Source organism: Tumebacillus amylolyticus (assembly GCF_016722965.1).
Classification (GTDB): Bacteria; Bacillota; Bacilli; order Tumebacillales; family Tumebacillaceae; genus Tumebacillus; species Tumebacillus amylolyticus.
In genome coordinates, this window is the sequence record NZ_JAEQNB010000003.1 from 491,118 (window position 1) to 505,055 (window position 13,938).

General features: G+C 52.3%; 15 protein-coding genes. 5 read left to right on the top strand and 10 right to left on the bottom strand.

Annotated features, from left to right (window positions below):
* Positions 1–56: 56 nt before the first annotated feature.
* A complete protein-coding gene (gene proC, locus JJB07_RS12315) occupies positions 57–911 on the bottom strand; it encodes a pyrroline-5-carboxylate reductase (RefSeq protein ID WP_201635422.1) in 855 nt (284 codons plus the stop codon).
* 404 nt (positions 912–1,315) lie between these two features.
* On the opposite strand from proC, the gene JJB07_RS12320 reads away from it, so the two are divergent.
* Both JJB07_RS12320 and JJB07_RS24230 read left to right on the top strand, forming a co-directional pair.
* Positions 1,316–1,858 carry a class I SAM-dependent methyltransferase gene (locus tag JJB07_RS12320; protein ID WP_201635423.1) on the top strand — a complete coding sequence of 181 codons (543 nt, stop codon included), beginning with the start codon at positions 1,316–1,318 and terminating at the stop codon, positions 1,856–1,858.
* A gap of 72 nt (positions 1,859–1,930) precedes the next feature.
* The gene (locus tag JJB07_RS24230; protein ID WP_283809110.1) at positions 1,931–2,758 is read left to right on the top strand and encodes a methyl-accepting chemotaxis protein; all 828 of its coding nucleotides are present in this window, start codon (positions 1,931–1,933) and stop codon (positions 2,756–2,758) included.
* 50 nt (positions 2,759–2,808) lie between these two features.
* On the opposite strand, the gene JJB07_RS12330 is transcribed toward JJB07_RS24230, so the two are convergent.
* Complete coding sequence (locus tag JJB07_RS12330; protein WP_236588023.1) at positions 2,809–3,582, bottom strand: M23 family metallopeptidase; 774 nt, start codon at positions 3,580–3,582, stop codon at positions 2,809–2,811.
* Positions 3,583–3,774: 192 nt separating this feature from the next.
* On the opposite strand from JJB07_RS12330, the gene JJB07_RS12335 reads away from it, so the two are divergent.
* Entirely contained in the window at positions 3,775–4,965 is a 1,191-nt protein-coding gene (locus tag JJB07_RS12335) for an MFS transporter (protein WP_201635427.1), read from the top strand.
* Between the two features lie 37 nt (positions 4,966–5,002).
* On the opposite strand, the gene JJB07_RS12340 is transcribed toward JJB07_RS12335, so the two are convergent.
* The 4 genes from JJB07_RS12340 to JJB07_RS12355 form a co-directional block, all read right to left on the bottom strand.
* Positions 5,003–5,773, bottom strand: coding sequence for a GIY-YIG nuclease family protein (locus JJB07_RS12340; protein ID WP_201635428.1), 771 nt, complete (start codon positions 5,771–5,773; stop codon positions 5,003–5,005).
* A gap of 269 nt (positions 5,774–6,042) precedes the next feature.
* Positions 6,043–6,927, bottom strand: coding sequence for an EamA family transporter RarD (gene rarD, locus JJB07_RS12345; protein ID WP_201635430.1), 885 nt, complete (start codon positions 6,925–6,927; stop codon positions 6,043–6,045).
* 23 nt (positions 6,928–6,950) lie between these two features.
* Entirely contained in the window at positions 6,951–7,466 is a 516-nt protein-coding gene (locus JJB07_RS12350) for a hypothetical protein (RefSeq protein ID WP_201635432.1), read from the bottom strand.
* The gene (locus tag JJB07_RS12355; RefSeq protein ID WP_201635434.1) at positions 7,466–7,936 is read right to left on the bottom strand and encodes a hypothetical protein; all 471 of its coding nucleotides are present in this window, start codon (positions 7,934–7,936) and stop codon (positions 7,466–7,468) included. The genes JJB07_RS12350 and JJB07_RS12355 overlap by 1 nt, the downstream gene beginning before the upstream one ends.
* A 158-nt stretch (positions 7,937–8,094) precedes the next feature.
* On the opposite strand from JJB07_RS12355, the gene JJB07_RS12360 reads away from it, so the two are divergent.
* The gene (locus JJB07_RS12360) at positions 8,095–8,547 is read left to right on the top strand and encodes a CBO0543 family protein (RefSeq protein WP_201635436.1); all 453 of its coding nucleotides are present in this window, start codon (positions 8,095–8,097) and stop codon (positions 8,545–8,547) included.
* Positions 8,548–8,596: 49 nt separating this feature from the next.
* Here the strand turns inward: JJB07_RS12360 and JJB07_RS12365 are convergent, their stop codons facing one another.
* Together JJB07_RS12365 and JJB07_RS12370 are read right to left on the bottom strand one after the other, a co-directional pair.
* Positions 8,597–10,000, bottom strand: a complete 1,404-nt coding sequence (locus tag JJB07_RS12365; RefSeq protein WP_201635438.1) for a DUF4832 domain-containing protein — start codon at positions 9,998–10,000, stop codon at positions 8,597–8,599.
* A gap of 39 nt (positions 10,001–10,039) precedes the next feature.
* Positions 10,040–11,134, bottom strand: coding sequence for a hypothetical protein (locus tag JJB07_RS12370; RefSeq protein WP_201635440.1), 1,095 nt, complete (start codon positions 11,132–11,134; stop codon positions 10,040–10,042).
* Positions 11,135–11,396: 262 nt separating this feature from the next.
* On the opposite strand from JJB07_RS12370, the gene JJB07_RS12375 reads away from it, so the two are divergent.
* The gene (locus JJB07_RS12375; RefSeq protein ID WP_201635442.1) at positions 11,397–11,828 is read left to right on the top strand and encodes a YybH family protein; all 432 of its coding nucleotides are present in this window, start codon (positions 11,397–11,399) and stop codon (positions 11,826–11,828) included.
* 117 nt (positions 11,829–11,945) lie between these two features.
* On the opposite strand, the gene JJB07_RS12380 is transcribed toward JJB07_RS12375, so the two are convergent.
* Positions 11,946–12,956: a catalase family protein gene (locus JJB07_RS12380; RefSeq protein ID WP_201635444.1), complete on the bottom strand. Its 1,011-nt coding sequence runs from the start codon at positions 12,954–12,956 to the stop codon at positions 11,946–11,948.
* A gap of 290 nt (positions 12,957–13,246) precedes the next feature.
* Positions 13,247–13,930 carry a TetR/AcrR family transcriptional regulator gene (locus JJB07_RS12385; RefSeq protein ID WP_201635446.1) on the bottom strand — a complete coding sequence of 228 codons (684 nt, stop codon included), beginning with the start codon at positions 13,928–13,930 and terminating at the stop codon, positions 13,247–13,249.
* Positions 13,931–13,938: the final 8 nt, after the last annotated feature.

A 13,938-nucleotide genomic window follows, 5' to 3' on the forward strand; every position in this document is an offset into this window, starting at 1 on the left:
TCTCATGTAACATTGTTACAAGTTCGATGTTAAAGTGAGTTGGCAAACTTGTCAACTTATTCCGTGCGAGAAAGCTCCAACCCCATCTCGCGGCTGCGGCAGGTGGCGGCGTTGACCACATCGTGCATGACGTTCTGAAAACCCGCTTTTTCAAAAACTTGCAGTCCCGCCATCGTCGTGCCGTTGGGCGATGTGACTTGGCGGCGCAGTTCACAGGCATCCAGTCCGGTTTCCTGCATCATCTTGCCCGCCCCGAACAGCGTCTGCAAAATCAAGCGCCGCGCCACTTCCGACGACAACCCTTGCCCTTCTGCCGCAAGTTGCATCGCTTCCACCATGTAATAAAAGTACGCCGGTCCACTGCCCGACACGCCCGTTACGGCGTCCATCTCCTGTTCATCCACCACGCTGACCTCGCCGAGTTGCGACAAGACCTGAGAGGCCAAATCTTTCGAACTCTCGGTGCAATGGCGACCGTAACAGACCGCCGTCGCAGATGCAAGCACGGCACACGCGGTGTTCGGCATCGCTCGCACGACGGCGATGTGCGGGCCGACTTGAGCTTCCATCGATTGAGTCCCAATGCCTGCCGCCAGCGACAACAACACCGTTCCCTCCTGCAAGTGCGGACGCAGCTTTGCTGCAACGGACAGCAGATCGTGCGGCTTCACAGCCAACACGACGACCTGCGCCGCTTGGATCACGTGCGGTTCGGACCAGATGTCCTCGACCGTCTGGACGCCATACATTTCACGCAGAACCAACAACTGCTCACGTCGGCTGCGATTGGTGACGAAAATTCTCTCCCGCTCCACCGCGTGACCTGCGACCAAGCCGCGGATCATCGCTTTGGCGATGGAGCCTGCTCCGATGAGGAGGATGTTGCAGTCTTTCAAGAGTCTCTCTGTCATGATCTCCACTCCTCCAGTCAAATAAAAAAACCCTCCCGTCCCTCAAGTTCCGTCGAACTTGAAGGACGAGAGGGTTTGAATGTTCTCTCGCGGTACCACCTTCATTGGGATGACTGCCTGTGCACCGGCAGACCTCCCCGCTTAAAAGCCGATGTAACGGTCGGCACCCGTCCTGCTTTTCACAGGCCGCTCCGGAGGCGGGTTCAGTCTGTTCGTCCGGTGGAAGCTCTCAGCCGCTGGCTCCCACTCTCTGCACGGTTCCTAGACGTACTCACTCCGTCATTGCGATGGATGGTGTGTTTTGCAATAGTTTGCCACCGGGACGAGGTGGTTGTCAAGGAATTGTTTTTCAGAACATTCGGGTGTATGATGAGACAAACTTTTGACCGGGAGGATTTGCTACCATGACCAAAGTCGTCGTCGGAGCAGGCATGTACCGCAACAACCCTAGCTGGGAGTATACGCAGGAGGAGGAATTGAGCCTGTTGCGCCGGGAAGATTGGGACGCTCGATTTGAGGCCGGGTCGCTGGATGCCATTCTGGCGGAACATGTGTGGGAGCACCTCACGTATGAAGAAGCGGTGGAGGCGGCGGTGCTCTGTCGGGAGTTCTTGCGGGATGGAGGGCACATTCGATGTGCGGTGCCCGATTGCAACTTCCCAAATGAAGAGTACCGCCAGATGTGCCAAGTAGGCGGACCGGGCGACCTCAACCATCCGGCCGCGTCGCATAAAATGTTTTACTCCTATGAGACTCTCTCTCAAATGTTTGAAGCGGCCGGGTTTGAAGTTCGCCTGTTGGAGTATTGCGATGAGCAGGGCGTGTTTCACGAAAACGACTGGGAGCCGGCAGATGGAGTCATCTATCGCTCGCGGCGGTATGATCACCGAAACCAAGACGGTGTCCTGCGCGTCGTTTCACTGATTGTGGACGCTGTGAAAAAATAAAAGTAAGTCTAGCACGAATTTCAATTACCACCTAAAATGGAATTATCAATCGATAAGGTGGTTCTTACCCCCATGACCCTTCGTCATCCGAACGTGCAACGACTCATCGACGTCGCCCCGCTGTTTCAGCAGGCGTTTCCCACCGACCTCTCCATCGCCATTGCCGACACCAAGGAGATTCTCGCGTATTTCAAAGGTCGCAAAATCGACCTGAAGATCAAAATCGGCACCCCGCTCACACCGGGTACTCCCGCTTACGAAGTTTTGCAATCGGAGCAACCGACCATGACCCAAGTGCCGGCGACCCTGTTCGGCATTGAATTCACCGCTTCCCTGATCCCGATCCGGGGTGATCGAGGCGAAGTCGTCGGCGTCATGTCGATGGGCATCCTCCGTCAGAACGAGGACCGTCTGCGCGAGATGGCAGATGAAATGGTGCAGTCGCTGGAGGAAGTTTCCCAAAGCGTCTCCAACATTCAAAAAAGCGCCTCTGCGCTCGAAACGCTGACCAAACTGATGTCCACCCAATCGGAAATCGCCGCCACCGAAGTTGGAAAAACGTCCGACGTCCTGCGGATGATCCACAAAGTCGCCAACCAGACCAACTTGCTGGGTCTCAACGCCGCGATTGAAGCGGCTCGTGCCGCCGAATTCGGTCGTGGATTCGGCGTCGTCGCCGAGGAGATTCGCAAGCTCTCCAATGAAACGCGCAACTCCGTCGAAGCGATTCAAAACATCCTCACCACGATCAAAAGCTCCACGTCGTCCATTCACAACTCCATCCAACAAGTCGTCGACAACGGCGAAGCACAAGCCACTTCCACCAAAGACATCTCCAAATTCGTCGACGAAATTCACGAACTCTCCATCCGCTTGAAGCAGTACGCCGACCTGATCTGATCGAAAAAAGACCACACCTCCGCGGGGAGATGTGGTCTTTTTTTCAAGAACTAGGGACAGGTGGGTGCGACTTGTCCGTCTGATCCTGTGTAGACGTACGCATCCGAGATGTACTCGTTGGTCGTCGCAATTTTATCCCACCAGACGGAGGTTCCGTACGTGCCGGTTACGCTGGTGCCTTTTTCTTGGCAGTAAATGGTGACGGTTTGGCCGTCATTGACCGAACCTACGATGCTGTAAGAAGTACCCGGGCCGGAACGAACGTTCACGCTGGCACCTGCGGTGTTGACGGTGCCGGTCGGGTGGCTGCCGCAAGAGTTTTTCGAAGTATAGGTACCCGTGCCCCAGTAGAGGATCTGGTTGCCGTTCCAAACGACTTTTTGAGCGGTGCCGTTGTAGCGCTCTTCGAAGTGCAAGTGCGGGCCGGTCGAGCCGCCGGTGGAACCGACAGTGCCGATCTTCTTGCCCATCGAGACCGTTTGACCAACGGAAACGAGTTGGGAGTTCAAGTGAGCGTAGAGCGTCGTCCAACCGCCACCATGATCGATGACGATGTACTTGCCGTAGGAGGTGTCACCCAAGTTTCTAACGGTGACAACCGTACCGCCTGCTGCCGCGACGACCGGATCGTCCACGTCATTGGTGCGGTTCAAGTCAACTGCATTTGCCGGGCTGTGGTCCGAGCGAGTTTGGCCTTCCCAAGATTGTCCACACGGGAACGGCATCTGGAAGTTCGGCGCCGCGTTGGCTGCCATCGGAATCATGCCGATGACCACCGTCGCAACGACGAGGATCGGGAGAAACAGTTTCTTCCACGATTTCATAAGCTTTGGCCTCCTCTATTTCTAATTTGAGTACATGTTTATTATATATGATATTTCTTTATTTTTGAACATATTTTTGTAGATTCCCTCGTTTTTTTGATAAACGTTTATCTGCTTGCTGTTTTCGCACTTTTCACGCATAGTAGAGGGAACAAGTATTTGGGATTTGTTCCAGAAAAAGGGGGATGTCGTATGAAGCGGGCTTTGTATTTGTATGTGAAAGCGTTCTCTGATTTTGGGAGTATGATGGATACGATCGTGCTGAGTTCATTGATTTTAACGCTTACGAACAGCCCGTATTGGCTGTCGGGATTGTTGCTGATGGGTGTCGCCGGCGGGAGTGCGTCGGCGTTGCTGTCCGGCGTGTTGGCCGATCGGTACAACCGACGAACGCTGATGATCTGGAGTGATGTGTTGCGGGGGTTGTGCCTGCTGCTGCTCTTGATATGGCCGACGCCGGTGGTGATCTTGGCGGTGCGGTTCGTGAACGGGTGTTTGAGCTCACTGTTCCAAATCGGGTTTCAAAGCGAGATTCCGCGCATGTTCGGTGAAGATCGTCTGGTCGTTGTGAACTCGCGAATTGCCCGATACCGCTCGGTTTCGATGGTGCTCGGGTTCCTGTGCGGCGGGACGTTTGCCGTCTTGCTCGGGTATCGTTGGGTGTTGGTCTTGGATACGCTGTCGTTTCTGCTGTCGGCGGCGGCTTTGCTTGCGATGAAGTGGGAACGAGAGGCCGGGCAAGGGCAGAGCAAGCAGAAGGAGTCTTTGGGGCGGAGTTTCGCCGGGGCGTGGGAGTATTTGCGCGGGAATTCTGTGTTGCTCACCGTGCTGGTGGTCGGTTTGATCGATACGTTCGGTTCTGCGTCGCACAATCTCGGGTTCCCTCTGCTGGCGGAGTTGTTGGATGCGGGCAACCAGGCGTTTGTGTACGGCTGTATCTGGGGCATTTGGGGTGTCGGGAATGTGTTGATGACGGTGCTGATGCCGAAAATTCCAAGGTTGCAGGAGCGGTTGATTCCGTTTTACTTGGGGTGTACGGTGTTGATGTCGACCGGGTTTATTTTGACGTTAAGCAGCTCTTCGCTTGTGCCGGTGTTGGTGTTCGCGTTTCTCACAGGCATCTTCGACGCCGGATCGGTGACGGCAAACGGGATGATCGTGCAGAGTGTGGAGAACCACGTACGTGGGCGGGTCGTCGGTGTTGCGACGTTCTTGGGGCAGTTTGGATTCGGGATCGGGTTCGTGGTCGCTCCTCTGCTCGTGGACGGATTGGGACTTGCGAAAATGGTCTGGGTGCTTCACGGTGTGGTGATTGTGAGTACGTTGGGGGCGATTGGGAAGTATCGTAAATTCCGCAAGATCAACCCCACGCTCAGTGCATAGGAAAAAAGGAGACTGCTCACGCGCAGTCTCCTTTTTGCTACTTCTCATTACGAAATTGAAAACGCGGACTTCTCTGATTCTCCTCCCAGAAAGCGCCGATGAGGTCGTTCTCCAGTTCTTTCAACATGTAGGCTTCACGTATCTCTTGCTCCGACAAATCCACATAGGAAAAGCCAATCTGCAAGGATTGCCATTCTTTTTTCGAATGGGATTTGAGTCGATCACGTATTGTAAATGATTCTCCAAGGTATATGATTTCGTTCGAATTGAGATCCACCAGCTTGTACAAGCCGGTTGTACGAGGCGAACTTTTGAGTGCCTCTGGACAACGTAATTCCTCCACCGGGCTCCAATCGAGACCCATCCAATCCAGATCGGTCGCTTTTCCCTGACGATGCAAAGGTTCTGTGCTTCGTCCCCCAGCCGGATTGTATATACCCGTTGGGAGGCGGTGACCTCGAATTTGCTTTTTACGTTCCTTTGATTTTACGTACTCAGGATGGAATCGACCGAAATTGCACATGGCCGATTCTCCGAACTCAATTCGATACCGCCACAGTAAGTAACTTTCAAGCCCCTTACGTGTCGGAGTGGAAAGATCCATAGGGGCCACAGAAAACTCGAACGCGAGACCCTCTGCATCTTGCCAAGCCCATAACGAAGGCGCAGCGGTGTGCGGATCATTAAAAGGCATGTCCTCACTCTGCGTGTGTTTTACCAAAGCACCGACAACCCGCTCTTTCAGATTCCGTCCGGTCTGCCCAATGTAGTACAATTTGTCATGCCCAACGGGTTTGATACGGTACAAACCAGGCGCTCGCGGGACGTTCCCGTCCTTGCCCTCAGAAAAAGGGACCCAATCTGTCCAAGAGAGCCGACACCAATTTAAATCTGTGAAAGTCATGAGCTTGTCCGGTAACCTCCGTTCACCCTCATTTCCAAATGCTTGCACAGATTAAATTATAGCATGCAAAAAACCCCCTCGTCGTCACTTCCACAACGAGGGGGTTTTTTCATATCACGACTTGCGTTTTGGTTTGTTCCTGCTATACGAAACAGCCAACAGAGCGGTCACGGTTACATTTTATAGGTAACGCTTTGGATCTTCTGCTTTTTCAGGATTTGAACGGTGTAGAGGAGCAGGGCGCTCCAGATGAAGGCAAATGAAATCAGGTCCATGGTGGTAAACGATTCATGGTACAGCACCAAACCCAAGATCAGCGTCAGGGTCGGCGAGATGTATTGGAAAAACCCCATGACCGACAGCGGCAAGCGTTTCGCCCCTTCTGCAAACAACAAAAGCGGCAGAGCCGTGGCAACACCGGCGAGCAGCAGGACGGCGATCTTCCAGCCCGGCAAGATCGCAAACGCGGTTCCGCCGTGCTCAAACCCAAGCAGATAGATCAGGGCAAACGGCAAGACGATCAACGTCTCCAAGGAAAGTCCGGCGATGGTGTCGATTTTGACCTTCTTCTTGGACAGACCGTACAGTCCGAACGAGAGCGCGAGCGAAATCGACACCCACGGGAACTGGCCGTAGGAGATCGTCATGATCAACACCCCGATGATCGCAAGCGAAATCGAGCCCCATTGCAGTTTCGTCAGTCGCTCCCCGAGGAAGAACACCCCGAGAAACACGTTGACCAGCGGGTTGATGTAATACCCGAGGCTTGCTTCGACCATATGATTGTTGTTGACCGCCCAGATGTACAAAACCCAATTCGCACTGATGAGCAACGATGAGAAGGTGATCGCCAGTTTGCTTTTCCAGTCGGGAAGCGACTCTCGTAGCAGCTTCCATTTTTTCGTGACGGTGACGAGCAACAGGACGAACACGACCGACCAGATGATGCGATGTGATAAAATCTCCCAAGCTCCTACTTCTGTGTACGTCTTCCAATAGATCGGCAGCAGGCCCCAGATGATATAGGACAGGGCTGCGCAGACGGTACCGATGTTCATGTGAGTTCACTCCTGCGTTTGTGTCAATCTTTATGTATTCGGCGCAGGAGGTGGACTGCCTCTTTTTTGTAGATGTGAAAAAAGCCGAGCTGAAGTCCGAAGACCACGAGATAGACCGGGATGGAGTACCAAAGCGACCAGCCTTTGTAGATCAGGACGTGCGCCTTCACGGACAACCATTCATACCCGATGGAAATGCACGTCCATCCCAACATGTACAGCACAAGTTTAGGGCCCCGGAGGTTCCAACGGTCGTAAAAATAGAGAAAAAAGTAGCCCATCTGCGGGTACAAGAGGAAGTACGTCAGCGCATCAAACAATTCAAATCTCTCATCATCCATCCAATCGTAGTAATCGTACGGCTTGAGAGCGAGCACGTCGTCTACACTCATGACGAGAAATACCAAGAACAGAAAATTCATGACGGTAAAATAACGTGGAAATCGTCGTGGCAACAGGAAGAACAACGCAAGCAAGATCGCGCTTGAGGCGAGGACGAACCATTCGTTCAAATCGAATGTATGCGGCAGTGGGAACATCAGCACTTTACCTCGGCGTAGAGTAATTTGAGAAATCCTTTTCTCATCCAGATCCCGAGCAGCAAACTCACCGTCCAGTAGATGGCCGCTCCCCCTAAGTTCCAGTGGATGAGCTTGATCAGGCCGAGTCGTGCTGTCAGGCCAATGACCACGACGAGCACCGCATCATAGATGACAAAGAGAAAGAGTTTGCGCACCCAAGACTCGGCGTTCGCATAGAGGTTCAAAAACCAGACTTGCAGGATCGGAAACAGGATCATTCGATTAAAAACGACGCCCCAATACAGGTCTATTTTTTCTGTGACCTCCACCAATCCGAGATTGACCCAGATGATCGCCACGAAGTCCTGTAGCAGAAAGGAGAAGGTGAAAAAATAGACGAGAATTTCAAAGAGATGAAGATGTTTTTTGGAGACGAGGAAGCTGTAGAGGACGAGCAAGTTGAAGACCAAGATGCATGACAAGATCACAGAGTACCACTCCTCCTCTCTCGAACGGTGGATGCTTCCTTCCTTTACTTTCCCTTCGCGTCTCCCCTGTATTCTCAATGCAAGAAAGAAATGGTATCGGGGTAAACTATTCGGTAGTTCGGTCCCCACTTTTTTTTGGCGAAAGGATATGGACGTGTATGGTGTTTTCCATCGTTTTGTTTGTTGGTTCCTGGCTTTTCTTTTTGTTCTTGGGTAAGAAAAAAAAGTTCTACGTGCTCTCTCCTACCTGCTATGTTGCAATGATTTTGGGGCTGTCCACCGATGTGATGATCGATGCGTATGGTCTGTGGGAATATCCGGCTACTACCGGTCTGCAATCTTTTTGGCGGCATATCCTAGATGATTTCGGGATTTACTTTGTCGTGACGTATTTGTTTTTGCAGACGCTGCCGAAGCAGCCGAACTTTTGGAACATGGTGTTGCACATTTTTTATTGGTCGGTTCTTGCATTTGGGTTGGAGTTTTTGGCTTTGAAGACCGGAAATTTGAAACATAGACTGTGGTGGAATTTAGGGTTTTCGTATGTGTCGGATGTGGGGTTGTATTTGATTTTTTATTATCATCATCGATGGAGAGTACGGATGGAATGAGGAAAGCACGAGGAGCCCATGCGGTCCTCGTGCTTTTTTTTCTCTTTTTTTACTGCAAAATCTCTAGCTTGCCAAGTTCATAGCGACCGTCCGTACGTCTCCCCTCCATGGCAAAGTCGATGCCCGGTTGCTTCGTTTCCGGGTCGAGCAACGCAACGCACAGCGAATAGGTTCCCGCCGGGAGGTTTTGTGGAACGGGCAAGAATTCCTGTAGGGAATGTTCGCCGGGGAGCCAACTGCGGATGTCCTGCTGCGTGTTCAGTTGGGTGGCGACTCGTCCTGAAGCGTCGACCAAGGAGAGCTCAAACGGCCACGGATCGTAAAAAGGCGCGACTCCGTGGTTGGCGATGGTCATGTGGAGCGAAAGCAGCCCGCCTTGGCGAATCTTCTCGGGGTAGGTGGCGTCGGGGATTGTGAAGCGGTAGCCCATCGTTTTGAGAAATTCATCGAGATTGGCCTGTTCCTCGGCGGGGAACTTCTGCTCGGCGATCGTCGTCGCGCCCATCCAGGAGACGTGCGTGTCTCGGGTCTGTTGAAGCACAGCCTCCATGTGATCGGATTTCAATTGCTCGAGCACCGTGTCTGCATTGCCAAATTCGCCGCCGCTGGGGCCGTATTTCCAGAAGTCGGGCATGGGCGGGATGTCGGTGCCGGCGAGGGAGGAGGTGTAGCCTTTTTCGTACCAGTCTTTGAAGTCGTAGGTGGAGCGGGCGACTCCGAACATGTCGTTGTAGAGACCCATTCCATACTGGCTGACGACAGGGTGCGGGCGGCGCATGAGGAGTTTTTTATCGGGAAACGCGTCTAGGTAGTGGTGGACGTAGAGATCGGAGACGGCGAGTTTGGGAAACGGGATGACGAGGTGGTCGTCTTGGAAGGTGTGCCATTCTCCCCAATGCCCGATGCTCCCCAACGCGAGAAACGCGATGCGCGGGTCGTGGTCGTAGCGCTCTCCGAGTTTTTTCAGGAGGAGGCGGTGGTTTTCGATCAGGGTCGGGTTGCTGTAGTTTGGGGAGAAGCCCTTGCCGATGTCTTCGTCATACCAGATGCCGTCGCCTTGGATTTCGTTGTAGAGCCAGTCGGGGATGTCCTTGTGTTGGTCGGACGAGCTGTAGTCGAGAACGAGGCGGAGGATGACTTGGACTCCGCGGGATTGCCACTCGTCGAAGTGCAAGCGTTTTTCCATGGCTTCGAAGTTGTAGTGGTTTTTGGATGGTTCAAGTTCTGCCCAGGTGACGACGCCGTAGACGAGACGGATGGGCTGCTCGTAAGGGCCGTGGTCGGCAGAGGGGGCTAGTCCCATGTAAGGGTTGTTGAGGACGGATTGGGATTCTGGGGGGTGAACTTGTAGTAGGGTCGGTAGTTCGGTATGGTGCAGCGGCTTGGAGGCGATGAGTTCGGTGGCGAGCAGGAGGATGAGTGTGAGGCGGATGAGAAGTATGAGTTTGCGCATGGGGGTGAGTGCCTCCTCCGGGCCGTTTTTTTTTGACAATCAATCGTAGTAGAAGCTCGGGACATGCTTATTGAGCCACGTATCCCCCGTGCGTTCATTCACAGAGAAGCCGGAGTAGAAAAACCAACTGGTCGCATTCACCCCCATTGCGACGAGAATGCTCGGCACTAACTTCATGTTGATTGTCGTTCCAAAGAAGCTTTCCAATTCACTGTGGATAAAATCTTGTCGAATGGACGGGTCCAAATTTTGTTCGTCCTTGGACCTCCCGATCTCTTTGCTGAGCGATTTTACGGTGAATTCTTTGCCGATCAAGGTCCAGATGTGTTTTTTGTGGTCGTAGATCTCTTGCTCTTGTTTGATCCGTTCTTTGAGATCCTTTTCCGAGAGTACGGAGGTGTTGTTTTTGTTCGACTTCATGACGCCCAAGGTTCCTTCTGTCAGAGAGTCATACGTCACTTCTGCGAAGATCGCGATTCGCTCTTCCCAATTGTCTTTTTTCAAGATGTGGTCCGCGCTGTTGGAAGCGGTGACATCCAGCCATGCAATTTCATCTTCGAGATCGTCATTCCAGAGTACCAAGTCAGGTCTCGTGCCCCCGTGGACGACCTGGGTCAGAACCGTACATCCCGACGGGTCTGAGGGGCGGAAGTCGGAGCTGCCGTGGCTGACCAGGGATTCAATGACGTACCCGAAGGAGGCGCTCAAGAGACTGGCCGGTTCGCCATCGAGAACCTTCTGCCAATCCTCCGCCCATTTTTTGGTGTGACCGTCTAGGGCTTTGTATGCGCCTAAACTCGGGACGGAAACGACGAAATCGTAGGCGGCTTTGACCGCTTTGTTGTAGGAGGCGAAAAATTGCTTCGCTTGTTTGATGAGATCGCCATCCATGCTGTTGTAGGTTTCGTTTTCGAGGTCTCGTTGGATGGGTTTGGTTTGCGAGGAGATGTTTGTCTTGGCGTGATGGGGTTTATTGGCTTTGCCACGCATCATTTGCATGACGGCTTGGTTCCCCAGGGTCTTCTGCAATTGCAGGATCTTGGACGGAGATGGGACGGGTGATTTGGAGGTTGTGGGCCGGTTGGGTTTGGAAGTTGATGTATGTGGAGAGCGGGTAGTTGAACTCTTGGTCATGATACTCAACTCCTGACGAGTAGGATTTCTTTTGATAAATATAGCATAAGCGGTGAGTAAAAAAAGGACCCCAGCCGGTTTCGGTTGGGGCCCTCTTGCGTGATAGAAGTCCAATTGACGGGTGTGCGGTGGAATCGTGCTCATCGGGGCTACTACAGTAGTAGTGCTATTGACAACCAAATTTTCACACAGTAGGATATCGTTACATGGAGTATAGTAATTTGTAAAAATTATAGATTCATAAAATAAAGGAGATGCATTCATGAGATATAGTACCGTTCAGGACGTTTTGGAAACCTTCAAGTCTGCCGTTTATGAGAAAGATGTTGCGCGGTATCTCTCGATCTACGCTGGCGACATCCATATGTTTGATTGTTGGGGAGATTGGGAGTGCGTCGGCCTTTCTCAGTGGGAGGAAATTGTAAAGGACTGGTTTGGTGGTTTGCAAGAGGAGGGCGTTACCCTCAAAACGGAGTTTGATGATGTGGTCGTGCAGGAGAACTCAAATCTCGCTTTCGTTCATTGCAATGTGACGTTTGCTGCGTATAACGAATCCGACGAGAAACTTCGTCACATGACGAATCGATTCACGTTCGGTCTGCGAAAAGATGCGGAATCTTGGAGCATTGTACACCAACATTCTTCCCTGCCGATCAGTATGGAGACTGGGAAGGGTATTTTTAACTTGAAGTAAGTACGGTTCCACAAAGGCCCCCTTTTCATGAGAAAAGGGAGCCTTTTTTTTATACAGTTTCGAATGCGACGATCGACAGCAGATTCGACAGTCCCACTTTTGAATCGTGCTCGTTTTTTACTCGGCTGGTTCGACGAGCGGTCGGTGGTTCTCTTGGTGACGGAATTGCGACAAGCGGTTGTAAATTTCCATCCGCGCTCGATTGATGCCCCCGATCGGTCTGTGCTCGGTTAAGCAATGACCGGGTGAGAACGAGAAATCCTCGGACAGAGCTTCGCGTTCGGCTGTGCGGAATACTTGCATGGGGATGCGCAACGTTGCCACTTTGACGAACGGAGCATCGGCTTCCTTCCATTCCACGGATGCATCTTCAATCGGGGTGCTGTGCTGGTCCTTGAATTTCTGCACAAGGAGATCAAAACTCGCCTCTTGCTTCGACAAGTGCGCTTCCATCTGTTCAGTCAGATAGGAGTCGGATAATACCGCAGGCAGTTCACTTTGGTACTGCGATGTGGGAACAAGCGAATACTTGACTGCGGCGTCATCGCCAAACAGATACGGCGTGGTGCTCCAGTAGCGAATGTCCAACGGCGAGGTGTGGTTGAGTTTTGCCTGGCTTGCGACTTTTAGAACACTCAGGTTGCCGGAGACCAACATGCGGAAGAGAAACACGAGCGGAGACCACTCGATGCTGTAGTAGATCGCCTCATGAAACATCTTGACCGTCCCCAACGGCATCGTCGGGCAACTGACCATCAAAAAGTCCTGTGTCTGCATCTCCCCCTGTGGCAAAAACTTCTCGCCTTCAACGCCCAAGACTTTGATCGCGATTCCACGAATGTCCTTTTTGACATCGCTCTGCACGTTGCCGTTGGAATTGGAGAACCGAATCCAGGCTTGGTAAGTGCGGACTTCCTTGAAGATCCCGACGCGCAGGTGATCGGGGAGGTTGTTTTCCACGGTGAATTCTGCTTGGAGCAGGCCGAGGTTTTTAGGATGAGCGTCGCGTTTGACAGAGCCGGATGCATAGTCTTTTTTCATTTTCTTTTGCAAGGCGGCGATGATTCGGTCTTTGTAGTAGTCATCGCGGGGTAGGGTCGTCTCGAAGGGAGTTAGAGGGTGGTTCATGCAGGGACTCGCTCCTTTTAAATAAAATCAAATATCGATAATAATATAACTAATAAAATAACTCTGCGTCAAGTTATTTTCGTACTTGTCAGTCTAAAAAATAGGGACTTTCGATCAGTGAACGGATGTTGTGGTTTGTCGTCGTTCTTGCTGCCTTACGCCTCGTTTTGGCTCCATATATGAAAATAACCCCCTATGATTGTCATAGAGAGTTACGAACACATCAGAACCCCATCTCCCCTGATTCTTCCTTGCAGAGTCAGGGGTTTCTTATTCGCCATGATTGGCCGTTAAGATCGCGTGTCGGTCTGCAACATGCCTTGCAAAATCACTTCCAGCCCCCAACGAAACCGTTCCGGACCGCCGGAGAACATCTCTGCTTGTACCCCGACAAGCATCGGATAACGCTTGGCATCCAATGATTGGTAGAAAGTCTGGGCCGCTTGAAGCGTGGTCCCCTGTTGGTTGCGAGAAGCCTGTTCGAATGCCACGGACGCACCGTAAAAAAGCAGCAGATCGACTCCCCACGCCGCTTGCGTGGAAGTGATTCCCCCTTCATGCAACCGTTGCAGGAGATACTCCGAGAGCGCAAGAGAATTCGGTCCGATCGGAATCGTCGAAAGAGAGAGCTCCGCTAGACCGGGAGATTCATAGAGTACCTTTGCATACGAGAGCAGTGCGTCGATCAGCGGTTTTTTCCAAGAATCTTTTTGCGCTTCCGGCAAGACAACTTCGCAAAGCCCCTCGTCCAGCACAGCGGCGCTTAGCTCTTGCAAGTTGGCGACGTAGACATAGAGGGAAGAGGGGCCGGTGTCCAGAGCTTTGGCGATTTTGCGCATGCTCATCCCGGGCGTTCCTTCCTGTTTGAGCAAGTCCAAGGCAGTTTTGACGATCTGTTCTCTGCTCAAAGGTTCTTTGGCGGGTCGTGAACGACGGCTAACGATGGTTCGGGTTGGATCGGTTGGTTTGTTCATTCGTTTCC